This window comes from Mesorhizobium sp. B2-3-12 (assembly GCF_006442205.1).
Lineage (GTDB): Bacteria > Pseudomonadota > Alphaproteobacteria > Rhizobiales > Rhizobiaceae > Mesorhizobium.
Genome location: NZ_VFVR01000002.1, coordinates 562258 through 585514, shown reverse-complemented (window position 1 = coordinate 585514; position 23257 = coordinate 562258). Strand labels below are relative to the sequence as shown.

The 23257-nt window shown below is 62.4% G+C and carries 26 protein-coding genes and 1 tRNA gene; 15 read left to right on the top strand and 12 right to left on the bottom strand.

The features are described 5' to 3' along the window. Positions 1–3: 3 nt before the first annotated feature. Positions 4–1542, bottom strand: coding sequence for a sugar ABC transporter ATP-binding protein (locus tag FJ948_RS08180; RefSeq protein ID WP_140703936.1), 1539 nt, complete (start codon positions 1540–1542; stop codon positions 4–6). A 120-nt stretch (positions 1543–1662) separates the two neighbouring features. Next, positions 1663–2625, bottom strand: coding sequence for a sugar-binding protein (locus FJ948_RS08175; protein WP_140703191.1), 963 nt, complete (start codon positions 2623–2625; stop codon positions 1663–1665). A gap of 603 nt (positions 2626–3228) precedes the next feature. Here FJ948_RS08175 and FJ948_RS08170 point away from each other — a divergent pair. Further along, positions 3229–4365 carry a LacI family DNA-binding transcriptional regulator gene (locus FJ948_RS08170; protein ID WP_181173593.1) on the top strand — a complete coding sequence of 379 codons (1137 nt, stop codon included), beginning with the start codon at positions 3229–3231 and terminating at the stop codon, positions 4363–4365. 109 nt (positions 4366–4474) lie between these two features. After that, positions 4475–5275, top strand: coding sequence for a class I SAM-dependent methyltransferase (locus FJ948_RS08165; protein ID WP_140703189.1), 801 nt, complete (start codon positions 4475–4477; stop codon positions 5273–5275). A gap of 34 nt (positions 5276–5309) precedes the next feature. On the opposite strand, the gene FJ948_RS08160 is transcribed toward FJ948_RS08165, so the two are convergent. From FJ948_RS08160 to FJ948_RS08150, 3 genes are all read right to left on the bottom strand, one after another. Next, positions 5310–5795 (bottom strand): SRPBCC family protein, encoded by a 486-nt coding sequence (locus tag FJ948_RS08160; protein ID WP_140703188.1) that lies wholly within the window; start codon positions 5793–5795, stop codon positions 5310–5312. 2 nt (positions 5796–5797) lie between these two features. Continuing rightward, positions 5798–6109, bottom strand: a complete 312-nt coding sequence (locus FJ948_RS08155; protein WP_140703187.1) for a metalloregulator ArsR/SmtB family transcription factor — start codon at positions 6107–6109, stop codon at positions 5798–5800. 165 nt (positions 6110–6274) lie between these two features. Continuing rightward, positions 6275–7039, bottom strand: a complete 765-nt coding sequence (locus FJ948_RS08150; protein ID WP_140703185.1) for an SDR family NAD(P)-dependent oxidoreductase — start codon at positions 7037–7039, stop codon at positions 6275–6277. 326 nt (positions 7040–7365) lie between these two features. On the opposite strand from FJ948_RS08150, the gene FJ948_RS08145 reads away from it, so the two are divergent. From FJ948_RS08145 to FJ948_RS08120, 6 genes are read left to right on the top strand one after another with little or no spacing between them, the layout of a single operon-like run. Then, complete coding sequence (locus FJ948_RS08145) at positions 7366–7590, top strand: hypothetical protein (protein WP_140703183.1); 225 nt, start codon at positions 7366–7368, stop codon at positions 7588–7590. Continuing rightward, positions 7590–8051 carry a very short patch repair endonuclease gene (locus FJ948_RS08140; protein WP_140703182.1) on the top strand — a complete coding sequence of 154 codons (462 nt, stop codon included), beginning with the start codon at positions 7590–7592 and terminating at the stop codon, positions 8049–8051. The genes FJ948_RS08145 and FJ948_RS08140 overlap by 1 nt, the downstream gene beginning before the upstream one ends. Beyond that, the gene (locus tag FJ948_RS08135) at positions 8048–9892 is read left to right on the top strand and encodes a hypothetical protein (protein WP_140703180.1); all 1845 of its coding nucleotides are present in this window, start codon (positions 8048–8050) and stop codon (positions 9890–9892) included. Before FJ948_RS08140 ends, FJ948_RS08135 begins: the two co-directional genes overlap by 4 nt. After that, positions 9889–10800, top strand: coding sequence for a hypothetical protein (locus FJ948_RS08130; protein ID WP_140703178.1), 912 nt, complete (start codon positions 9889–9891; stop codon positions 10798–10800). The genes FJ948_RS08135 and FJ948_RS08130 overlap by 4 nt, the downstream gene beginning before the upstream one ends. A 9-nt stretch (positions 10801–10809) precedes the next feature. Then, positions 10810–11526 carry a DUF6339 family protein gene (locus tag FJ948_RS08125; protein WP_140703176.1) on the top strand — a complete coding sequence of 239 codons (717 nt, stop codon included), beginning with the start codon at positions 10810–10812 and terminating at the stop codon, positions 11524–11526. Between the two features lie 2 nt (positions 11527–11528). After that, a complete protein-coding gene (locus tag FJ948_RS08120; RefSeq protein WP_140703175.1) occupies positions 11529–12830 on the top strand; it encodes a DNA cytosine methyltransferase in 1302 nt (433 codons plus the stop codon). Between the two features lie 54 nt (positions 12831–12884). Here the strand turns inward: FJ948_RS08120 and FJ948_RS08115 are convergent. The 4 genes from FJ948_RS08115 to FJ948_RS08100 all read right to left on the bottom strand — a co-directional run bounded on the left by FJ948_RS08115 (position 12885) and on the right by FJ948_RS08100 (position 16124). Then, a tRNA-Arg gene (locus tag FJ948_RS08115) sits at positions 12885–12961 on the bottom strand. An 89-nt stretch (positions 12962–13050) separates the two neighbouring features. Next, the gene (locus FJ948_RS08110) at positions 13051–13974 is read right to left on the bottom strand and encodes an HNH endonuclease (RefSeq protein ID WP_140703173.1); all 924 of its coding nucleotides are present in this window, start codon (positions 13972–13974) and stop codon (positions 13051–13053) included. A 74-nt stretch (positions 13975–14048) separates the two neighbouring features. After that, positions 14049–14972 carry a DUF1003 domain-containing protein gene (locus FJ948_RS08105; protein WP_140703932.1) on the bottom strand — a complete coding sequence of 308 codons (924 nt, stop codon included), beginning with the start codon at positions 14970–14972 and terminating at the stop codon, positions 14049–14051. A 258-nt stretch (positions 14973–15230) separates the two neighbouring features. After that, a complete protein-coding gene (locus FJ948_RS08100; RefSeq protein ID WP_140703171.1) occupies positions 15231–16124 on the bottom strand; it encodes a D-alanyl-D-alanine carboxypeptidase family protein in 894 nt (297 codons plus the stop codon). A gap of 252 nt (positions 16125–16376) precedes the next feature. Here FJ948_RS08100 and FJ948_RS08095 point away from each other — a divergent pair, with 252 nt between their 5' ends. The 3 genes from FJ948_RS08095 to FJ948_RS08085 all read left to right on the top strand — a co-directional run bounded on the left by FJ948_RS08095 (position 16377) and on the right by FJ948_RS08085 (position 18605). Next, a complete protein-coding gene (locus FJ948_RS08095; RefSeq protein WP_140703169.1) occupies positions 16377–17474 on the top strand; it encodes a hypothetical protein in 1098 nt (365 codons plus the stop codon). 80 nt (positions 17475–17554) lie between these two features. Further along, positions 17555–18166 carry a nucleoside triphosphate hydrolase gene (locus FJ948_RS08090; RefSeq protein ID WP_140703168.1) on the top strand — a complete coding sequence of 204 codons (612 nt, stop codon included), beginning with the start codon at positions 17555–17557 and terminating at the stop codon, positions 18164–18166. 94 nt (positions 18167–18260) lie between these two features. After that, positions 18261–18605, top strand: a complete 345-nt coding sequence (locus FJ948_RS08085) for a hypothetical protein (RefSeq protein ID WP_140703929.1) — start codon at positions 18261–18263, stop codon at positions 18603–18605. A gap of 28 nt (positions 18606–18633) precedes the next feature. On the opposite strand, the gene FJ948_RS08080 is transcribed toward FJ948_RS08085, so the two are convergent. The 3 genes from FJ948_RS08080 to FJ948_RS08070 form a co-directional block, all read right to left on the bottom strand. Then, complete coding sequence (locus tag FJ948_RS08080) at positions 18634–19338, bottom strand: glutathione S-transferase N-terminal domain-containing protein (RefSeq protein ID WP_140703166.1); 705 nt, start codon at positions 19336–19338, stop codon at positions 18634–18636. 197 nt (positions 19339–19535) lie between these two features. Next, a complete protein-coding gene (locus FJ948_RS08075) occupies positions 19536–20744 on the bottom strand; it encodes a beta-ketoacyl-[acyl-carrier-protein] synthase family protein (RefSeq protein WP_140703164.1) in 1209 nt (402 codons plus the stop codon). A gap of 4 nt (positions 20745–20748) precedes the next feature. Next, positions 20749–21003 carry an acyl carrier protein gene (locus FJ948_RS08070; protein ID WP_027145432.1) on the bottom strand — a complete coding sequence of 85 codons (255 nt, stop codon included), beginning with the start codon at positions 21001–21003 and terminating at the stop codon, positions 20749–20751. Positions 21004–21206: 203 nt separating this feature from the next. Here FJ948_RS08070 and FJ948_RS08065 point away from each other — a divergent pair, with 203 nt between their 5' ends. The 4 genes from FJ948_RS08065 to FJ948_RS08050 are packed head-to-tail and all read left to right on the top strand — an operon-like array spanning position 21207 to position 23257. After that, complete coding sequence (locus FJ948_RS08065; RefSeq protein WP_140703162.1) at positions 21207–22049, top strand: urease accessory protein UreD; 843 nt, start codon at positions 21207–21209, stop codon at positions 22047–22049. A 28-nt stretch (positions 22050–22077) separates the two neighbouring features. Next, positions 22078–22380, top strand: a complete 303-nt coding sequence (locus FJ948_RS08060) for an urease subunit gamma (protein WP_140703161.1) — start codon at positions 22078–22080, stop codon at positions 22378–22380. A gap of 10 nt (positions 22381–22390) precedes the next feature. After that, positions 22391–22645, top strand: a complete 255-nt coding sequence (locus FJ948_RS08055; protein ID WP_140703159.1) for a DUF1272 domain-containing protein — start codon at positions 22391–22393, stop codon at positions 22643–22645. A 24-nt stretch (positions 22646–22669) separates the two neighbouring features. Next, entirely contained in the window at positions 22670–23257 is a 588-nt protein-coding gene (locus tag FJ948_RS08050) for a HupE/UreJ family protein (protein WP_140703157.1), read from the top strand.

The window sequence follows — 23257 nt, the reverse complement described above, 5'->3', positions numbered from 1 at the left end:
AAATTATTTCGGCTGCTTGCCCACCGCGAGCAAAAGCACGTTTTCCTGGCTGAACTGGTCCTTGTCGAGAATGCCCGAGATCTGGCCCTCATGCATGACGGCGATGCGGTCGGAAACGCCGATCACCTCCTCCATGTCGGAGGAGATCATCAGCACGGCGACGCCGGCATCGGCCAGCGCCCGCATCAGCCCGTAAATCTCCGCCTTGGCGCCGATGTCGATGCCGCGCGTCGGCTCGTCGAGGATCATCACTTTCGGGTTCATGGCCAGCCATTTGCCGAGCACGACCTTTTGCTGGTTGCCGCCCGATAGCGTGCCGGTGCGCGTCTGCACCGAAGGCGCCTTGATGCCGAGGTCCTTCTTCTGCTTCTCCGCGGTCGCGGTCTCGGCGCTCGCCGAAACCAGGGACCGCCTGGCATGCGCCGGCAGGTTGGGCAGCGAGATGTTCTGCGCGATCGAGAGGTCGAGCAGGATGCCGGTCAGTTTGCGGTCTTCCGGCACGAGAAAAATGCCTTGCGCGACGGCGTCGGCCGCTGAGCCGAGGGTAAGCGGCCTGCCGTTGAGCTCCAGCGCGCCGCCAAGGCTGGCGTCGATGCCGAAGAACACGCGCGCCAATTCGGTGCGGCCGGAGCCGACGAGGCCGGCGAGCCCCAGGATTTCGCCGCGCCTGACATCGAGATCGACCGGCCGGCCGGGATAGGTTGGGGTGCGGATTGCCTTGGCCGACAGCGCCACGGCGCCCGGCGCCCGCGCCGCCTCGGAGGCCTTTTCGCGCTCCTTCAGCATGCGGCCGATCATCAGCTTGACCATCTGGTCGTGGTTGATGTCGCGCTTGCCGAGCGTCCCGGCCAGCATGCCGTCGCGCAGCACGACGACGCGGTCGGCGACGCGCTCGATCTCGTGCAGCCGGTGCGAAATGAAGATCACGCTGATGCCGTCGGCCTTCAGCGCCTTGATGACGTCGAGCAGCTTGTCGGTCTCGGCGAGCGGCAGGCTCGATGTAGGCTCGTCGAGAATGACCAGCCTGGCCTTGATCGACAGCGCCTTGGCGATCTCGACCATCTGCTGCTGCGCCAGCGACAGATCCGCGACCTGGGTGTCGGCGGAGAAATTGGCGCCGACGCGCTTCAACAGCGGCGCCACCATGTCGCGCAGCTTCGCCCGGTCGACCAGCCTCAGCGGCCCGGCGCGCAGCGGCTCGCGGCCAAAGAAGATGTTGGCGGCGACATCGAGGTTCTCGAACAGATTGAGTTCCTGGTGGACGAAGGCGATGCCCGAACCCAGGCTGCCCTCCACGCTCAGGCTGTTATGGGCGGTGCCGTCGACCGTGATGGTGCCGGTATCGGGCGTGGTGACGCCGCCGAGGATCTTCATCAGCGTCGATTTGCCGGCGCCATTCTCGCCGACCAGGCCGATGACCTCGCCCGGCCTGACCTCCATGGAAAATCCGTCCAGCGCCACGACGCCCGGATAGGTCTTGCGTACGTTCTCGAGACTGAGGAACGGAGTGGTCGCCGCGATGGAGGTGTCGGAATAATTCATCATGCCTGACAGCAGCCGGTGGGCCAAAACGGCCCGTTCTGCAGACTGACGACCCCGGCCGGGTTCGTCAATGCGAACAGCCGGCTCAAGTGAGTTGAGCCGGCTGAACTGCCTGTGGTCTTAGTTTCCTGCCATCGCCTTGAGATTGGCGGCATAGGCGTCGACGTCGTCCTTGCCGATGATCTTGGTCGGGATGATGATCAGATTGCCGGCCGGGATGCCCGACTTGTCGCCCTTGAGATAGGCGGCCATCAGCTTCATGCCCTGATAGGCCCATTCGAAGGGCTGCTGCACGACGGTGGCGGCAATGGTGCCTTCCTTGACGCCGCCCAGCGTGATCGGATCGTCGTCGAAGCCGACGACGGTGATCGAGCCGAGCTTGCCGGCGTCGCGCAGCGCTTCATAGATGCGCGGCGTGTTGTAGGAGTAGAAGCCGACCATGCAGGTGACGTCGGGGCTGGCGACCAGCGCGTCCTCGACATTCTTCTTGGCACGCGCCTGGTCGATGTCGTCGCCGCGCACGTCGACGAGTTCGATCTTGGTGCCGGCCAGGCCATCCTTCATGCCCTGTATGCGCTCCTTGGCGTTGTCGGCGCCGAGCAAGCCGACGAAGCCCAGGCATTTGCCGCCGTTCGGCATCGCCTTCTTGGCGATTTCGGCGGCCTGCTTGCCGGCGTCGACATTGGACGAGCCGATATAGGCGACGCGCTTGGTCTGCGGGGCATCCGAGTCGGTGGTGAACAGCGCCGTCTCCGAGGCGATCTTGTTCAGCCCGTCGGTCGAGGTCTTGGGATCGACGGCCGAGACCATGATGCCCTTGACGCCGGCGGTGACCAGGTCGTCCATCAGCCGCTGCTGGATGGCGACCGAGGATTGTTCGGGATATTTGAGTTCGAGCGTGTAGTCGGGCAGTTCGCCCTGCGCCTTCTTGACGCCGGCTTCGGCCGCTTTCCAGAAGTCGGAAGCGCCGTTGACGACGAAGGCCAGTGTCGGCTTGTCGTCGGCGCGCGCGATAGCCGTCGCCGTCAGGCCGACAACCAGGGCCGCGGCGGCCACGGATGCATTGCGTATCAAGGATTTCATGTTCAACCTCCCGTTTTGGTGCAGCCATCGGGCTGACCCATCTTGCTCACTAAAATTGCCTTGCTCACCTGAATTGCCGTTCGCGGCTTGGACGCCCCTCCTCCTCAAGGGTTCCCGGCACTGAAGAATGGCGTCATTTGCAGCCACGCCACGGACTTTAGACAACCATTCTTCGTTCGTAAATAGTCCGATTTGTCTGACATATCACGTATCCGAGACATGGATCGCGCAGGCAATATCCGCTCGCCATCGGACCGTTCACGGACATTTCCACCGCGCCCCGGACCCAGCCGGGCTGGATGCGATGGATTGACGGTACAGCGCATTCTTGTATTAGTAAACACTATTAGCAAAGGCTCGACATCGCGGTCGGCAAGTGCCATGGCTGCACGGCTCTGCCGCTGCCGCGATCCCTATGTGCCGAGTCGAAGACCAGCAATCCCCGGGTTTGAAAGGTGCGTTGCGTCTGCATGACTGTTGGAATGCGTGCGTGATAATAACTATAAACGAAGTCGACGTTCTCGGGGATCGGCAGCGTCGCGCCATCTTGTCGGCCCGGCGGGCCGACGCTAGACAGGCCTGGGATTGGGGAACATCTGCCGCATGAGTGAGACGACGGATCCGGCCATCGCGACCGCCAGGCGCCGCAAGGCGCCGGCAAAGCCCAAGGGCCGCGTCACCATGACCGACATCGCGCGCGCCGCCGGTTGCTCGCAGGCGACGGTCTCCTTCGTGCTCAACAATTCGCCGGGTATCCGCCTGTCGCAGCAGACCCGCGAGCGGGTGATCGAGGCGGCCCGCGCTCTCGGCTACAGCGCCCCCGCCTTCTCGGCGCTGGAGAAGCCGCCTGCCGCCTTCGGTGGGCCCGGTTTTTATGGGCCAGCCTCCGACGGGCTCGACGGCGTGATCGGTTTCGCCGTCGACCAGCTCGCCACCAGCCCGGAAGCCGTGGTCGCCATCGAGGGCGCGCGCCAGGCATCGTGGAACGCCGGCAACGTGCTTCTGGTGGCGCAGACCATGGGCGACGCCGTGATGGAGCCGCGCGCCATCTCGGCGCTGACCCGGCGCGGCATCTCGGCGCTGATCTACATGACCATCTTCACCCGCGAGATCACCGCGCCCGATTTTCTCTATGGCCTAGACATCCCGGTCATCCTGCTCAACTGCTACACGTCGGATTACGCTTTCCCAGCCGTGGTTCCCTCCGAGATCGCCGGCGGCCAGAGCTCGACGCGGCATCTGATCAGCCATGGCCACCGCCGCATCGCCACCATCACGGGCGAACCCTGGATGCAGGCGGCACAGGACCGCCTCAAGGGCTACCGCCGCGCGCTCGCCACCGCCGACATCCCTTTCGACGGCGAATTGGTGGTCGAGGGCGACTGGTCGGCCAGCGCCGGCTACGCCGCGACGGTAAAACTGCTGGCGCTCAAGGACCGCCCCACTGCCATCTTCTGCCAGAACGACCGCACCGCCATCGGCTGCTACGAAGCCCTGAAGGAAGCCGGCCTGCACATCCCCGCCGACATCTCCGTCGTCGGCTACGACGACGAGGAAATCGCCCGCCATCTGTTCCCGCCACTGACCACCTCGATCCTGCCGCATATGGCCATGGGGCAATGGGCGATCGAGCAACTGGAAGCGCCGGCGGTGGCGGGACGGGGGCGCTATCCCATCACCAAGCTGGAATGCCCGCTGGTGGAGCGGGAGAGTGTGGCGACGTTCAAGGGCGTCGCATAAACCACCGGTCCTCTTGTCCCGTCCCGCATGCAGGCATTAACCGCACTCCCCGCGTCTTGGCTTCATCCCTATAGAGGTCTAGCCTGCGCCTGCAGCAGGGGAGGGCCATATGACATCGAGTTTCACCGTTCATGACGCGTCCGGCTATGAGCAACTCATGGGCCGATGGAGCCGAAAGCTCGCGCCCAAATTCATCGGCTTCGCCGGACTCGCCCCTGGCGAAAAGATACTCGACGTCGGTTGCGGCACCGGCAGCCTGACGTTCGAGCTTGCGAAATCCGCCGAACTCGCGGCGATCGCGGCAATCGACTTTTCGCCTGTTTTCGTAGAGGCGGCAAAGCGGCGCAACAGCGATCCGCGCATCGAGATCCAGCAGGCTGACGCCACCGCCTTGCCGTTCGCGGACAGCACGTTCGACCGTGCACTGGCCCTGCTGGTGCTTCATTTCGTGCCGGAAGCCGGCAAGGCGGTTGCCGAAATGCGCCGTGTTACGCGGTCGGGCGGCGTGGTCGCAGCCGTGGTGTGGGATCATCTCGGCGGCATGGCGGGCATGCGTATGATGATCGACACGGTGGCGGCGCTCAGCGAAAGCGGGCGCCAGATGCGCAGCCGCTATTGCTTTCAGCCGATGATGCAGCCCGGCGAGATGAAGCGGACTTTCATCGAGCAGGGACTGGCCGACGTGACCGAAACCGAGCTGATGATCCGCATGGATTACCAAGACTTCGCCGATTATTGGGCGCCGATATCAGCGGGCGAAGGCCCGCTCGGCAAATACATGACCACGCTGGAGGCAGCCGAGCGCGAGCGCACTGAAACTGCCGTCCGCGATGCCTATCAGGCCGGACGACCGGACGGGCCGAGATCGTTTGCCAATGTCGCTTGGGCGTGCAGGGGCGTGGTGCCCTGACCGCCCCGCAGTGAAGCGCCATTAAATGCTGCTATCAGGCCTGCCGCGCATTCAGGTCGACATAGCGCTGCAGGTAGAGCGGCCAGCCCTGATCGCCGGCGACGCCGTCGCGCACGCCCTCCCAGCCCTGGCCATGGCGCTCCAGGTTGCGATGCTCGATCTCGACGCGGGTACGCTCAGCCGTTTCGGCGGTGAACCGCACTTCCCACTCGCTGGTTTTGGCCGGGTCGGTCTCGATGCGCCATTGTGGGCTGATGTCCCAGCTCAGGAGCACGCGGTTGGGCGGCTCATAGGCCAGCACGCGTGCCCAGCGGCACTCGCTGCCGTCGACGCCGCGGTCATAGACGTGGCCGCCGACCCGAGGCTCGAACACCGTCTCGGCGATCTCGGTTTTAAGCAGGTTGTGCTCCGGCGGTTTGAAACTGCCGAAATCCTCGGTGAAAACCTTGAAGGCGCGCTCGATCGGCGCCTCGACCACGACGGACTGTTTTACGGAGGCGATGGGGATCTGGGTGTTCATGGTCACTCCTCTGGTGGGGTCTCGACGGCCAGCTTGTAGGCCGCGAGCGTCTTGCTCCAGAACCGGTCGAGCCAGGCGCGCATTTCGCCAAGCCCGTGCGGATCGATGTGGTAGACGTTGCTGGCGCCCTTCGGCTCCGCGCGCACCAGCCGCGAATCCCTGAGCACCTTCAGGTGCTGCGACACCGCGGACTGCGACACGCTGACTTGCCGCGTGACATCCGCCACCGAGCGCGGCCGCTCCGCGATAAGTTCGAAAATCTGCCTTCGGGTCGGATCGCCCAGGGCGGCGAGCTGCGCGTTATCAACAGTCATGACTTATCATTAGTCTGGACTGATGATAGAGTCAAGCTTGGAGGCGTCTCGCAGGTTCAGTCTGACTGCGTGGAAATTTCTTCCGACGGGCCAAGTTCATTTCGGGTGGAAGGAGCTGCGCCAGAAAGTCGAAATCCACCCAGGCAAAGGGCTAATCCAAGGGGTCTATCCCTTGCGTTCTTCAAGGCTGTTGCCGCCGTCGACCACCAGCAAGGCGCCGTTGATATAGCTGGCGCTTTCGGAGGCCAGGAACACGACTGCCGCCGCGACCTCGTCCGGCCGGCCGGCGCGGCCCGGCGGCGCATGCAGGGCCGCTATCCGCTCCGGCTCGCTCGATGCGCCTGTCTCGATCCAGCCCGGCGCCACGGCATTGGCGGTGACGCCGTGTCGCGCGACCTCCAGCGCCAATGTCCGGGTCAGGCCGACCATCCCGGCCTTCGCCGCGGAATAGGCGGCGGTGCCGTGGTAGGAGACCAGCGGCCCGGTCACCGACGCGACATTGACGATGCGCCCATACCCCGTTTCGACCATCGCCGGCAGAAACGCCCTGGTGACGAGAAACGCGGTCTTCAGGCTGGTCTCGATGCCCCGATCCCACTCGGCCTCGCTCATCGCCAGGAAAGCCTTGTCGACGGATGGCGAGGCCAGCGATCCCATGCCGGCATTGTTGACCAGGATATCGACAGCGCCGACTTCGGCCCGAAGCCGTTCCACCTCCGCGGCAATGGTGAGATCCGCGACCGCGGCCATGGCATCGATGCCCTCGCCGCGAAGCCCGAGGGCGCGCTCCAGCACCCGCGCACTGGCGCCGGTCAGGAAAACCGCATGCCCGGCCTGCCCAAACTGGCGGGCAATGGCAAAGCCGATGCCGTCGACAGCGCCGGCGCCGGTGATCAGGACACGCCTGGTTTTGGGAGTGGTTGTGGGCAAGTCAGGCTCCTTGCGAGGGTATTGCTTTGCCGCTTGATGAACGCGGCCGAAGGCCGCGATCTGCAACGCGGTGGCGCATGGGGTGCCCGGATTGGATGTGGTTGATGTCAAGAGATTGTCAAGCTACCCCTTCGGCCTTCCTTACTTACAGCTGCAACTTCAGCTCCCGTCAAATTCGAAGCGAGGGCGCTCTTAAAGCTCGATTGATCGCGGTTCGACAGTGCTCATACTCGACACATTCTTCATATATTTTGGAAATGTACGGTCTATGCGTTGACAGTGCGGCACACTTGCATCATATGTCCGGCCTACTTCAGGAGGATTGAATGCGAGACAAACGCTCGAAGTTCGTACAGCTGGCCAGCCAGCGCGTCACAAAGGCACTCGATCAAATCCGTCTAGTCGGAAATCTGTCTAACCGTGCCGCTTATGACTTCACGGAGGAGGACACGAAGAAAATCGTTAAAGCACTCCAGCGAGCAGTGGATACAACAAAAGCACGATTCTCCGAAAATGGCACGTCGTCCGATCAGGTTTTTACCTTAGAGTAATGCCGGTGACCGACCCGCTCACGCCGGAGCGGCGAAGCAAATTGATGGCGCGCATTGGGCCGAAGAATACGAAACCCGAGTTGATCGTCCGTCGAATGCTGTATGCCGCCGGGTGGCGCTACAGAATTCATGGGGGTGGGTTGCCCGGAACACCCGATATCGTGTTCGGAAGTCGCAGGGTCGCTTTGTTTGTTCACGGTTGTTTCTGGCACGGTCACCACTGCAGACTTGGCAGATTGCCCAAAACGCGCCCCGAATTCTGGTCGACGAAGATAGCAGGAAATCGGGCGCGAGACGCTCGAAAGGTGGACCAGTTGGTGGAACGGGGATGGCGGGTCATGACTATATGGCAATGCGATTTACAGGATGAAGGGGGCGCGCTGGACGACATTGAAGCGTTCCTGAACGGCGGGGGCACTACGGCGGAATCTCGCCTAGTGAAAAATCAAAAGGGTTCATGATGACGAAGGTGGTTTCGGTGCTAACAAGCGGGCAATCCGCCAGAGGATGGGTATTCGAAAACAATCCGCCGATGGGCGGTGCTACCGGCGAAGCATTTACGAACACGCTTGCTTCGTCAGGAATGGCTCCGGCGTCGGTTTTGGCACGGGAGGCGATCCAGAACAGCGTAGATGCCAAAGCCGGCCTCGACCAAAAAGTGCGTGTTGAATTCATTGCCAAGGCAGTCAAGGGCAAGGAAAAGACTGCTTTCGTCGCCGCTGCGGGCTTGGACAAAATCGCAGCCCGCGCAGATCGGCTAGGCTTCAAGGAGCCGAACTGCATTGCCGATCTGGAGAACGCGAAGAGGCCGCTCGATTTGCTGTTCGTAAACGACTACAATACCACCGGCCTCGCTGGCGACCCCTTGGACTCGGAATCGAAATTCAGTCGCTTCCTCCTGTCCCTTGGCGACGGAGGGAAAGAACATAGCGAACACGGAACTGGCGGCTCCTACGGCTTCGGAAAATCGGTCTATAGCTCCAACTCTGGCATCCTGACGATTTTTGCCTATAGCCGCACCAAGGATGGCAACGACAAACCGATGTCATTGCTGTTCGGGTGCGGCTACTATCGGAAGCACAAGTATCATGACGAAGGTTTCACAGGTCGCGCTTGGTTCGGCCACGACAACACCAACGAGCACACAAACGCCTATCAGATAGTAGCGCCAATGCGAGACGCGGCGGCAGACGCAATGGCTGCGAAGTTGGGATTCGACGAACGATCGGAGGGCGACCTAGGAACGTCGGTGCTGATTGTGGACGCGATGGTCAACACTGGAGATATTTTGACCGGCGTAGAGGATTGGTGGTGGCCGCGCTTGCTCTCAAACCTGCTCGACATACGTGTTGTCGATGCCGAAGGTGGAATCGGCTTCCCAAGACCGCGCAAGCGCAACGACTTGAGGCCATTCTTGGAGGCATTCGAGACCGCCACCGGGAAGTCTCCGGCCGACAGTAAAAGGACTTTCCAGAGGGCGTTCAATAAGTCGGAAGGCATGAGTATTGGGAATTGCGGTTTTGTCGTTCTCGAACAGGACGACAAAATGAAGCTGTTCGTCCCGGACGATCGCGTCGACACAGTGGCGCTGGTCCGGACGCCTCTAATGGTGGTTGCCTATCATCGGCAATGGACCATTGGTAACCCACCGATGGCCGGTGCGTTTTTCGCGGCCGACGATATCGACGATATTCTGCGCGCGGCAGAGCCGCCAGCTCACGATCGATGGGACAAAGACGCGCGCCGTCTTCAAGATGCGACGGGACGGAAGCGCAGCATTGTGAACAAGGTGCTGGGAGGCATCCACCGGTCGTTGAAGCAGTGCCAGAATGCTGCGTCACCACCGCCGTCGCCCCGCCCGAAGCGCCTCTCGCTTTTGGAGCGGACGCTGGCAAACTTTCTGACCCCCTCAAAGAAGGGACCACAGCCAAATCCGGACCCCTCTCCGGCCCCCATTCACCTGACTTACGTCAAAGAGCCTCGCCCGGAAGCGACCGGCGGTGAGTTGAGATTGAAGGCCGCATTTAGCGTTAAATTGAAAGCCGACGAGAATATTGAAGACGTCGACATCCGCGTCCGCGTCAGCTGCCCGGTTATCGAAGACGGCAGTGTCGGTGACGACCTTGGTCTCACAATCGTGTCGGATGTCGCGCTGACCGACGACGTACAACGGCCCGGTTGGAAAACTTTCAAACTAACGCAATCGCAGATCGCGCGTTTCGAGTGTGAAACGGTGCCTTATGATCCGATGTGGACGGTCCGCTTCGTACCTGAAGTCGAGCCCGTGGAGAGCAGCCAATGAGTGTCGCTTGGCATAGAACAGAGCCCCGCGAGGTTCGACCGTTTTTCGAGACGGCGAAGGCGGAGAATGCGCTTGACGATTCCGGTATCTGTCTCTTCGCCAAGGGCGATACGTCTCGGGATACTTCGTTTGATCTTGATGAGATCGACTTCCAGAAGCTCGAGCCGATTATCCATGCAGTTCTGGTCGATCCGACCCAATGGATGCCAGAAGGGTTAACAGCCCGGGACCTCGAATTGGTGCTGATAGCCAAAAATTCGTTTTTGAAGCGATCGGAGATCGTCGCCCGCTCGATTCTCGCCGAACCTATCCCAACGTATTTCCCCATCGGCTCCGAACTCCTTGCGAAGCTGGGCGGCGGCCGCAATGTCCAGTTCACACTGGCTTTGTGCCTCGCCACCGACCGGCCGCCGACCCCGGGCAGCCCATTCGTTCCCGGGCATTGGCTCGCGCGGAAGACTTTCCTTCTGCGGTCACGCACGCTTCCGGCATTGTTCGATCTTCAGACCCGTACGGATGAGGCGTGGAAGGCCGCCGGATATCCAGAGAAGACTTTCTTCGCAGTCGACTATGCCGGCGGCATCGCGGGAGAAATGGATGACGGAAGCTCAGTAGCAACCGTGTACATCCATATCGATGCGCACAATGGGATGGTGAACTCGCCAATCGGTGCGCCGCTACAACCCATTCTAGCGAGCGAAATCATCCTCAGTATCGTTACAGCCAGCAAGTCCGAATGGAAGGATCTGGACGAATTCGTCCCCTCCAGCCCACTCGAAACTCTTTCAAGGCAACTAGGCGATGCCGAACCACTTACACTCGATACATTGAAGAAACTTGCTAACGATCCATCAAGGCTTCGCGCCGTACTTCAAGATCGCCTCTCGGTCGTTCGCGGGATAAAATAGGAACCTAACATGCCTTATCCCATCCTGAGCAAAGCTGAGGCACGGAGTTATCTCGTTGTCGAAGAAGGCGCTGACAAGCCTCCCGTTCCGATAGCAAGGCTAGCCGACGGTGGACCCGATTTGGATTGGACATCAATCGCAGAAGGTATCGCCGCAGCGTTGCTGGCCCTAGCGGACAAGCATATGACGGACAAAGGGAAGGTCGACGGAAGCGATTTCGAGGCTGCGGCAAGCGAGGAAATCCACGAGCGTATGCCCTCTCATCCCGCCTTGGCGGATCCCGAGTTTTGGATTTGGCTCGCCGTCACACACTGCGAAGAGATCGTCGATCGGCGCTACGCCGGATCGCAAAATGCCAAGAATTTCGGCATTGGCGGCGCGGGTGAGAACCTGCTGTATCGGCTCTGGTTGCGAGCGGAAATCGCCTACGATGCCAGCGCCAAGGACAGATACGCTCTCTCTCGCTTTGGCGATATCGACTTCTGGCGGAGTCATATCTTCCGGCAGGGCTATGCCGACGCGCGAGGGTTCGCTCGTGCGCTGTTGGAATTCCAATTCCCAGCGCAAGCCCAGCGTAAGCCCAAGCTGAAAATACTTGAGATTCGGGCCCTCGCAAAACATCTCAAAAGGGCTCGATCCAATTTGATGTTTGAGGTAATGTCCGAAGCGCGAGCGGTCGAGTTCATCGAATCAGAGTGGGGGCGGCTCGCGCTAACGAGTGGGTGAGGTTGGAATTGCAGCAAGCGTTTAAAAGACTCGGACAGCAGATCATGCGGGGGGTTCATTTAGGCGGTGAAGTCTATGAAACGGCAGTCAACGACATAGCTGATGTCGAACTGAACGATGAGGCTGCATTCTGGCAGTCGATGCTCCGGGGCAGTAAGATCGCTCAAGCAAAGGATGCAATGCCGCTTCGTGTTGTAGACGCTTTCTGTGGTTCCGGCGGTTTGGGATTAGGCGTGACGTTGGCTGCCGAGGCGATTGGCAGAGCAGTCGATTTCGCCGCGATTGTCGATACAGATGCAACTGCCGTCCACATCCATCGGCACAACCTCGGCGCGAGGAAACATTTCGCGGCGAGCGTGGCTTCTCTCGTCGATTTCCATGTGCTTGAAACCGGGGAGAACGCAAGCTTCGGCTACAAGCCGGAGATCGTGCACGAGGAACTAGGTCGGGTCGGTTCCGTCGATATGTTTATCGCCGGACCGCCGTGCCAGGGGCATTCGAATCTCAACAACCATACCCGTCGACAGGACCCCCGCAACGACCTCTATGTGACCGCCGTAGCGTTGGGGGTCGCGTTGGGGTCAGAGGTGATCCTCCTTGAGAACGTCCCGACGGTTCAGAATTCCCATTCCGACGTGGTGGCAACCGCCGCAGGTCTGCTTCGATCGGCGGGCTATGGGGTATCTATGACCGTTATTCGTGCAGACGAACTCGGCGCTGCGCAAAGACGTGCACGCCATTTCCTTTTGGCCGTCCGAGGCCGCAATATTGGCGCCACCTATCTTGCCTTGATCGGAAAGAGGCTTTCCGCTCCAGCCATGCCATTGTCGTGGGCAATCGGCGACCTAGTCGACAAGTCTTCCGATAGTCTGTTGGATATTGCGCCGACACTGACGCCGGTCAACTTGGCAAGAATCGATTACCTTTTCGAACATGATATCTTCGACCTTCCCGATGACCAACGGCCGGACTGCCACAAAAACGGCACGTCATACACCGCCGTTTACGGCCGGATGCACTGGGATCGTCCAGCTCAGACCATAACGACGGGCTTCGGAACACCCGGGCAGGGCCGCTATGTTCACTCTCTCAGGCGGCGGGTCATCACTCCTCGGGAAGCAGCCCGCATCCAAGGATTTCCCGACTGGTTCGACTTCGCGCCAGATGACCTGCCTTTGAAACGGAAGAATCTCGCCAAATGGATCGGCGACGCGGTCCATCCGATCCTCGGCTATGCGGCTGGATTGTCAGCACTAGCCGCAGTGCGCGAAATCGACGCCATCGACTTACGCTCTGCTGCATAGCCCAGATGACTCTTCTGGTGCGTTTCTCAAAGGCGAAGCGACAGATCGACGAACTGGCGCACCCGACAGGATTCGAACCTGTGACCTCTGCCTTCGGAGGGCAGCGCTCTATCCAGCTGAGCTACGGGTGCTTTCAGGACAAGGAGCCCGGAAAACGAACCAGCCGGTGAACCGGCAAGTCACGGCTTCTTAGCGGAAGCGGGCCCGGGCTTCAAGCGAGCTATCCAAGGTATCGGTCGTTGTTATGCCATGCCAACGCACCTGCGTCGGGCTGCTGGCCGACTTTCAAGGGAATAGTGACTGCCGATCCATGCAGTTCGTAATAGTGCCGACCGTTCTCAAACTCTTCGCGAATGCGTCGGCTCACTTCAAAGCGGTGGTCCGGCGTGACCGTCACATAGCCTTGATCAAAGAGGCTATGGATGTCCCGCCGCATGAGAATGCCGTTGTTTGGCGAATGTTCCCCGCCGTCGGCATAAGGGCGGATATGGGCGGCTTCCAAAGCCGGCAGGGTGCGTTCCTTCGTTATCGCGCAACGCCTTTCATAAAGGTCCGTCACCATCAACCTGAAAGCTCCTTGGCCCAACCTTGGCCGGATCAGCATAGGTTCTCCAAACCGCGATTGTTGCTCGAAGAATCCCGGATTAGAAAGCGCTGGACTCATCGCATCTTGCATCGTGTTCCACAGAGCCGCACCTTCGGGTTCGTCAGTTCCGTAAGTCGTAAACGAAACAATGTTCTTCGACCAAGATGGCGGAGGAGGAAACCAACGGTTCTCGTCAAGAAAGAAGGGTTGGGTGAGGATGCGACAGCCGATCTCGACGGGTCCGGTTGTGCTCGTGTCGAGCTTACGATAGCGCAGAATGCGCGATCGCATTTCGGTCAAGCTTGAGACGCCGTTGCTTGCTCCGAACGCCTCCCATGCCAACGACAGCGGCATGACAGTGGAAGAAGCGAAAATTCCACCTCCCACGATCATGTTGATCGGTGCGTGCAACTTGAACAGAAATAGCTCGCCCGGCTGTAGGGCCCGAAAGGTCCTTGGCGACGGTGACCAGAAATTGACTTCGGTCAACTGAGGGATGTGGCGAAGCTGCTGGAACCAGTCTCCGTCCGTCACGGCGACAACTATCTTGACCGACACGCTCGCTCCCCCGTGCGGTTATTCTCGCTGGAACTGATAAAGGCAGATTCTCCAGTTAGTTGTCCACCACCCCCTCACTGCCCCACCCCGCTCTTCACCGCCCTTCGCCCGCGCACCGTCCGCTTCGCCTTCTTGGCGCTGGCCAGTTCGTGCATGGCGTCGAGCTGCATCTGCTGCATCTCGGCCAGCCGCGTCCATTGGCGTGAGATCAGATAGTCGAGTTTTTCGTGCAAATGGCGCACTTCGAGCTCGGCCTTGAGGTTGACGCGGTAGTCGTTGAAGGAGCGCAGGCGGTCTTTCACCTCCTGGCGCTTCTGGCTCATCATGATGATCGGCGCCTGGATGGCGGCGATGCAGGAGAGCAGCAGGTTGAGCAGGATGAAGGGGTAGGGATCGAAGGCGCCGGTCGTGCCCTCGAACAGGTTGATGCCGATCCACACCAGAAGAACGCTGCCGAACGAGATCAGGAACCACCAGCTGCCGCCAAAGGCGGCCATGCCGTCGGAGACGCGGTCGGCGAACGTCCGGTGCTCCTCGAATTCTTCTTCGCTGTTCTCCGAAATCGTATCCTGCCGGGCGATCGATTCCACCACCTGGCGGTCGAGCTCGGAGAATTCGCCGTGCTCCTGCTGTAAGAGCTCCTCCATGTAGCGCATGCGGTAGCGGCCAAGCTCCTCGCGGCTGATGCGGGCGCCCTTGGGCAGGTCGGGGTGGTCCGAATGAATGCGGTCGGCGAGGCTCGGGCGCAGCGTGTCGATGCGCACCAGGTCGCGCTTGCGGAATTTGCGGCCCGAGATCGCCGACGGTTTCTTCTTCGGCTTTATGCGCGACGCGCCGGAGGTTGTCGGTTCGGAATCCGGCACTTCGGGTATGTCGAAATGCTCGTCCGAAACCTCGCTCAAATCCTCCTGCGTGGTCGGCGCCTCGAAATATTCGCCGCCGCTGTCGTTCTCATTGTCCGCCGCCTTCTGCTCGGATGTCTTGGGAACGGTGCTCATCATGGGCTCCTGCGCTGCAAATTAGGATACGCCGAGGTGACGGGGCATAGCCACCGTCGGATTTCGCAGCCTATGCCACGTCTTCCGCACGATTGCGTGACAGTCGCAAGACAATAGCCGGCTGAGGGTTTTCAGGGAGCGCTCACACGGTCGGTGGCTGGCCGACGGTCCTCGCCTGCTGAGGGGCGCACCCGAGGTCGGGGGGCGCACGGCGCCCTTCGCAGGTTCAGGGCGTCCGCTGCGCGGACCACTCCTCACCTACTGCTGTTCGGCGAACATCAGCCGCGTCTTGGTGGCGTCCATGCTGGGCGACAGGCTGCGCTGGATCAGCGCTTCGACATGGTCGTTGCGCTGGCGGGCCGAGTCGGCGCCCATCACCACCACGATCAACTGGCGGCCGTCGGCGTCGTAGGAGGTGACGATGTTGAAGCCGGACGCCCTGATATAGCCGGTCTTGATGCCGTTCACGCCGCGCACGCGGCCGAGCATGTCGTTGTGGCCGCGCACCAGCCGGCCGCGAAACATGAAGTCGCTTTCGGAGAAATAGTGGAAATGCTGGGGAAAGCGCCGCTGCAGCGACATGCCGAGCACCGCCATGTCGCGCGCCGTGGTCATCTGGCCATCGTCGGGCAGGCCGGACGCGTTGCGGAAGGTGGTGCTGGTCATGCCGAGCGATCGCGCCTTTGCCGTCATCATGGCGGCGAACTGGTCCTCCGAACCGCCCAGATATTCGCCCACCGCAACCGCCACGTCGTTGGCGGATTTGACGACAATGGCGCGGATGGCGGAATCGACGTCGATCGTCTCGCCGCGCCGGAAGCGCATCTTGGTCGGCGGCTGCGAGGCGGCGTGGTCGGAAACCGGGATCTGCGTCTCCTTGGTGACGCGGCCGGTGTCCATCGCCTCGAACAGCAGATAGAGCGTCATCATCTTGGTCAGCGAGGCCGGATAGCGCTGCGCCGTCGAATTGACCTCGAACAGCTGCTTGCCGCTCTTTCCGTCGACGACGATGGCCGCGTATTTCTGCGGTGCCGCCGGCACGGCCAGGACCGAGTCCGGCGGGGCCGTGGTCGAACAGCCGGCCACTAAGGCCACCAAGGCGAGCGCGGCCAGGATTTTCTGGAGGAGCGGAAAGAGACGCGGAAAGGACAAGGGCTGGACTGTTCTGGCGATGCTGTTGCTGAGATGAGGCGAAGCTAACGTAACGCGGCGGATGCGTCCATTTGGTTAATGGCGGTTGGAGCAGGGATTGTCGAGAGCGGTACGGCCTGATTTCCTCTCCCCGCCCTTGGCAGGGCGAGGAGGCTGTGAGGGGCGGCGGCGTTGCCTTGATGCGAAATGCCTGTCGCCGCGCTTGCGCAAGGTGCGCCAAGCGGGTTTGGTGGGCGGCTCCAGAATCGCAGGGTGGATATGGTCACGATCAACGCCAAGGGCATTTCGGTTTCGCTCGACCTCACCGTCGGCCACATCGCCGACATGACCGTCGACAGCGGCGGGCGCCGGCTGCGGCCGCTGCATCGCGCGCCATGGGTGGACGCAAGCGAGACGCTGCCTCCAGACCTGCCGCAAGGCACCGTCCGGCTCTCCGGCGATTTTCTTTGCGCGCCGTTTTCGCGCAGCGATGTCGAGGAGGCGCCGCTGCATGGCTGGCCGGCCAACAGCGCCTGGGATGTGGTGGAAAACGGCGCCACGCAGGGCGGCTGGCGCGCGGTCTTCCGCCTGCGCCACAAGGTGATGGGCGCCAGCGTCGACAAGATTCTCACGCTCATCGACGATCATCCCTTCCTCTACCAGGAACATGTTTTCTCCGGCGGTCGCGGCGCGATCTCGGTCGCTCATCACCCGATGACGGCGATGAGAGGCGGCGGCAGGCTGGCCTTCTCGCCGAAGCGTTTTGCCGCCACGCCGGCCGATCCGCTGGAGCCGGACCCCGCGCGCGGCCGCTTCATGCTGGCGTATCCCGGTCGGTCGTCGGACCTCGGGCATTTTCCCGCCGCCGGCGGCGGTACGCTCGATCTCACGGACTATCGCATGGAGGATCGGCGCGAGGATTTCCTTACCTTGGTCGAGGCCGACCATGGCGGGCCGGGCTGGACCGCGCTGGCGCGCCAGGCAGAGGACGATCTGGTGCTGGTGCTGAAGAACCCGGCCGAACTGCCGGTCACGATGCTGTGGTTCTCGAATGGCGGGCGTGACTACGCGCCGTGGAGCGGCCGCCACCTCGGCGTGCTCGGCATCGAGGATGGGCGCACGGCGATCGGCCACGCCGCCTCGCTCGGCGACAATTGGCTGAAGCGCGAGGGCGTGGCCACGGCATTCGATCTTGGTGAGGGCCGCGCCGTCTCGTTCCGGCACGTCATCGGTGCCTTGCCGCTGCCGGGCGGAAAGCCGCCGCGGGAGGTTACCACGGCGGATGGCCGCCTGCGGTTGGTCGGCGCCACCGCGGTGGAGGTCCCGTTCGACAGCGAATTCCTGCGCATCGGCCGGCCGGCGGCCGCATAAGGAAAATTGCCTGACGGCAGGGTTTGAAATTTCCGCCAACTGCCGACAAGATGCGTCCGAAATCGTGCGGGAAGAGCCAAATGTCCGAAATCGCCCACCTCGCCGCCACCATCTTCAAGCGCGCCGGCCAGGCAAAGCGCTTCATCGTCGCCATCGCGGGCCCGCCGGGTGCCGGCAAGTCGACACTGTCGGCAAGCCTGCATGACCTCTTGCCGGAGGGTGTGGTGGAAGTCGTGCCGATGGACGGCTTCCACTATGACGACATCGTGCTCGACGCGCGCGGACTGCGCGCGCGAAAAGGCGCGCCGGAAACCTTCGACTTTGCCGGCTTCGAGGCACTTTTGAGGCGTATCCGGGCCGGCGAGGCCGAGATCGCCATTCCCGTCTTCGACCGAAGCATGGAATTGTCGCGCGCCGCGGCCGCGATCGTCGGTACCGAGACCAAGTTCATCCTGGTGGAAGGCAATTACCTGCTGCTCGACGAGGAGCCGTGGTCGCGGCTGGCGCCGCTGTTCGATTTCTCGATTTTCGTCGACGTGCCGCGCAACGAACTCGAGCGCCGCCTGATGGAACGCTGGCACGAGCATGGCCGCTCCGAGGCGGATGCACGCGCCTGGATCGCCTCCAACGACATGCCCAACATCGAACGCGTGCTGGCCCGGCGCCGGGCGGCCGACCTGGTCATTGGTTAACCCGATCAATCTTCAGTATTTTTCGACGGGAACCTTAAGACTTACAAGGCGTTATCCCGGTCAGGCAATCATGCCAGAAGAGGGATTCCATCCGATGGCAACCAAGGCAAAAAAGCCCGCCAGGGGCAAGTCAGCTCAACCGAAAGCGCCGCAATCGACTGCTGGGGCCGGCCCCGCGATCGCCCAGCGCTCCAAGGATGCGAAGGCCTTTGGCAAGGCGGCGCCTAAAAAAGTCGTGTCGGGTAGCACGGCGAAAGCGGCCGCGCCTAAATCGGCGGCGAAGACCCCCCGGGCGAGCAAACCGGCGGCGGGCGCCGACTCCAAGGTTCGCACGGCAGCCAATGTCGCCGCCGGAGCGGTCGTGGCCACGGCGCGAGGCGTGGCGTCCCTTGCCGCCTCGGTGGTCGGCAGGGGCGGATCCAAGGCGAAAGCGAAGTAGAACCCCGCCTTCCCCGTTCTGGCGGGGTTCAGGGCCGGGCCGGAATGGTCAGGCCCTTCTGCACCGCCGGCCGCGCCAGTCCGCGCTCCAGCCATTTCGCCAGATTGGCGAAATCGTCGAAACCGACCAGATCGCGCGCCTCGTAGAAACCGATCAGGTTGCGCACCCAGCCGAGCAACGAGATGTCGGCGATGGTGTAGTCATTGTCCATGATCCACTTGCGGCCCTTCAGCCTGACATCGAGGACGCCGAGCAGGCGTCGCGATTCGTCGCGGTAGCGCTCCAGCGGCCGTTTGTCGGCGATCTCGCGGCCGGCGAATTTGTGGAAGAAGCCGACCTGGCCGAACATCGGCCCGACCGCCGCCATCTGGAAGAAGACCCATTGGATCGCTTCATAGCGCCGCGCAGCGTCAACGGGCATGAGCAGGCCGGTCTTTTCCGCAAGATAAAGCAGGATGGCGCCGGATTCGAACAAGCCGATCGGCTTGCCGTCCGGACCGTCGGGATCGATGATCGCCGGGATCTTGCCATTGGGGTTGAGCGACAGGAATTCCGGAGTCCAGCTCTCGTTCTTGCCGATGTTGATGAGATGCGGCTCATAGGGCAGGCCCAGTTCCTCCAGCGCGATCGATATCTTCACCCCGTTCGGCGTCGTCGCCGAATAGAGCTGGATCTGGTCGGGATGCTGGGCCGGCCAACGGGTTGCGATCGGAAAGGCGGACAGGTCGGCCATCGGGAACTCCTGGGCGGGGATGCGCGCGAAGGGCGCGGTGTTGGCGGGTCGGCCAAGAATTAGAGCTGCGGTCGGGCCGGATCAATATGGCGGCGACGCTTTAACCATGCACGGATAGTCAACCGATCGGACCGCCCGGGCGGATAGCAACCGTCGGCGCAGGTGGTGACCGCCCGAGCAGGTGGTGAGCGCCCGGATTAGATGGCCTTGAAGGCCAGCACCGCATTGGTGCCGCCGAAGGCAAATCCATTGCTGATGGCGGCGCGCACCTTGCGCTCGCGCGCGACATTCGGCGTCACGTCGAGATCGCAATCGGGATCGGGCTCGCGGTAATTCGCCGTCGGCGGCACGACGCCTTCGCGGATCGCCATGACGCAGGCGATCATCTCCAGTCCGCCCGATGCGCCAAGGCAATGGGCGTGCATCGACTTGGTCGAAGAGACCGAGAGCGCGCGCGCATGCTCCCCGAAGACGCGCTTGATCGCGAGGGTTTCGATCTGGTCGTTGGCCTTGGTGCCGGTGCCATGCGCGTTGAGGTAATCGATATCCTCGGGATTGAGCCCGGCATCGGCGAGGCAGAAGCGCATCGCGGCCTCCGGCCCCTCGACAGTCGGCGCGACGATATCGGAGGCGTCGGCCGAAAGGCCGGCGCCGGCGATTTCGGCGAGGATGGTGGCGCCGCGCGCCATCGCATGGTCGTAGCTTTCCAGAACCGCCATGCCGGCGCCTTCGCCCAGCACCAGGCCCTGGCGGTCGGCCGAGAACGGCCTGCATGTGTCGGGCGCCAGCACGCGCAGCGCCTCCCAGCCCTTCAGCACGCCCCACACCAGCGGCGCATCGGTGCCCCCGGCCACCATGACATCGGCGCGGCCGAGCCTGATCTGGTCGACCGCCGAGGCGATGGCATGGTTGGCCGACGAACAGGCCGAAGTGACGCCGAACACCGGTCCGCGCAAGCCAAGATGCATGCTGACCTGGCCGGCGGCGGCGCCCGGCATGACCCTGGGAACGGTGAAGATACCGGCGCGATTCTTGCCCTCGATCAGGATGGCGCGATAGTTCTCCTCGACCGTCTCGAAGCCGCAGACGCCAACACCGATAACGGTCCCCATCCGATAGGTATTGTCCGCATGCGGGACCAATCCGGACTGCAGCATGGCTTCTTTCGCCGCGATCACCGCAAGCAGGCTGAAGCGGTCCATCGACACCAGCTGCTTGCGCTCGATGCCGTGGTCGGGCAGTTCCTTGATTTCGCAGCCGGTCTTGACCTTCAGTTCACTCTGGAAATCGCTGCCGATAGGACCGATCGCCGAACGCCCGGCACGCATCTCGCCCCAGATTGCCGGCATGTTGGTGCCGAGCCCGCATATCCCGCCAAGGCCGGTGATGACGACGCGTTTCTGCATTCGGTCAGGCTTTTTTCGCGATCAGCGCGCGAACGGCCTCGACCATGTCGCCGACATTCTTCAGATTGCTCCAGGCATCGACCGTGTTCATCTCGATCTCGATGCCATACTGCTCCTCGAGGTCGAAGATGATCTCGGTCAGCTCCAGCGAATGGATGCCGAGCGCCGTCAGTTCGGTTGTCGTGGTGATTTCCTCGCCGCCCGGCTCGGCATGGGCCTTGATCTTCTCGATGATGTCCGTTGCCAGCTGGTCAGCCATTCGGTTTCTTCCCCACTGTGTCGTTTCCCGACGCCAACTGAACGGCGCCTTCTTTTCCTCGATATCAGGCCGCGATCTTCGCCTTATACCTCCGCCAAGCGTCGCCTGACCGTACCAAGGTGGTTCCCTCTATAGAAACGGAAACGCCATCAAGCAACAAGCTATTATGTCGACAAAAGCGCCACAGTGCTTAACTTGGCGGCGTGGATACGATCGAGAATACGAAGTTTTCAGGTCAGTTGGCCCAGCGCGCGGCGGGCAAGGCGCAGCTTGGCTGCGCCAGCAGCGACGGCCGTACGCGGCTGCGGCGCCTCTATCAGGACGGCTCCGCCAAGATAAGGCTGCCGGCCGTTTCGGCCGGTCCGCTGGAGGCCGTCCTGATCAACACCGCCGGCGGGCTGACCGGCGGCGACCGTCTCGGCTGGGAGGTCGATGTCGGCGCCGATGCCAGCGCCACGGTCACAACCCAAGCCTGTGAAAAAGTCTATCGCGCCGCGTCGGACCATGCCGAAGTCAGCGTGAAGCTGACCGTCGGCGAGAACGGCAGTGTTGCCTGGCTGCCGCAGGAAACCATCGTCTTCGACCGCGCCGCCTTTGCCCGCACGCTCAATGTCGAGCTTGCGGCCGGCGCCGAGGCGCTGGTGCTGGAAGCGGCCGTCTTCGGTCGCCTGGCCATGGGCGAACGCGCAGCACAGGGCATTTTTCACGACCGCTGGCGTGTCCGCAGGGAAGGAACCCTCATCCATGCCGAGGATTTTCGCATCGGACCTGGCATCGCCGACACCCTGTGCCGCGCGGCGATAACAGGCGGCGCGATCGCCGTGGCAACGCTGCTGCTGGTGTCGCCGCGGGCGGAAGCCTTGCTCGACCCGGTTCGCGAGATCATCGGCGACCAGGGCGGCGCCAGCGTCTGGAGCGTGAAGACATCTGGCAAGCTTCTTGCGAGGCTCTGCGCCGAGGACGGCTACCAGCTGCGCCAGCGGCTGGTCCCGCTCGTAGGATTGCTCAACGGAAAGGCCGGGCTGCCCAAATTATGGTCACTGTGACTATCTCCGCATCATTTCAGGAAGCCGCATGAACCTGACGCCAAGGGAAAAGGACAAGCTGCTGATCGCCATGGCGGCGGTGGTGGCGCGCAAGCGGCTGGAGCGCGGCGTCAAGCTCAACCATCCGGAAGCCATCGCGCTGATCACCGATTTCGTCGTCGAAGGCGCCCGCGACGGCCGCCCGGTGGCCGAACTGATGGAGGCCGGCGCCCATATCGTCAGCCGCGCGCAGGTGATGCAAGGCATCGCCGAGATGATCCATGACGTGCAGGTGGAAGCGACATTCCCCGATGGCACCAAGCTGGTGACCGTGCACGAACCGATCCGGTGAGGAGAGAAAAATGCTGGAGCTGCGCCCGAACTGTGAATGCTGCGACAAGGATCTGCCGCCGGAAGCCAGGGATGCGCGGATCTGCACCTTTGAGTGCACCTTCTGCGCCGGCTGTGCCGAAACCGTGCTTGGCGGCGTCTGCCCCAACTGCGGCGGCAATTTTACGGCGCGGCCGATCCGCCCCGCCGCGATGCTGAAGAAATATCCGGCTTCGACCAAACGCGTGCTCAAGGCCGAGGGCTGCGGGCCGGCCAAGGCCGCCTGACATCGCAAAACGAAAGGCAAGTAAATGATCCCTGTCAAACGCCTGTGCCTCTCTGCGCTCCTGCTCGTGACGGCGGCCATGCCTGCCTACGCCCATGTCGGCATCGGCACGACCTCCTCCTTCACCGCCGGCTTCATGCATCCTTTGTCCGGCCTTGATCATATGACCGTGATGATCGCGGTCGGGCTGTGGGCGGCGCTGAAGGGCGGCAAGGCGATGTGGGCTTGGCCGGCGGCCTTTGTCGGCGTGATGCTGGCCGGCGCGGCCCTTGGTATGGCCCATGTGCCGGTGCCCTTCGTCGAACCGGGCATTTTGGCCTCGGTCGTGGCGCTCGGTCTGCTGGTGGCGCTGGCGGTCGATCTGCCTGTCTCTGCCGGTGTCGCCATCCTCGGCCTGTTCGCGCTGTTCCACGGCCACGCCCATGGCACGGAAGTGCCCGAAAATGCCGGTGGGCTCGACTATATGGCCGGCTTTGCCATCGCCACCATGCTGCTCCATGCCATCGGCATCGCCGCCGGGCTTGGCCTCGGCACGAGGTTTCGCCGCGTGGCCCGCATCGCCGGTGCCGCCTGCGCGGCGATCGGCGTCGGCCTCGCCTTCGGCGTCGTGTGA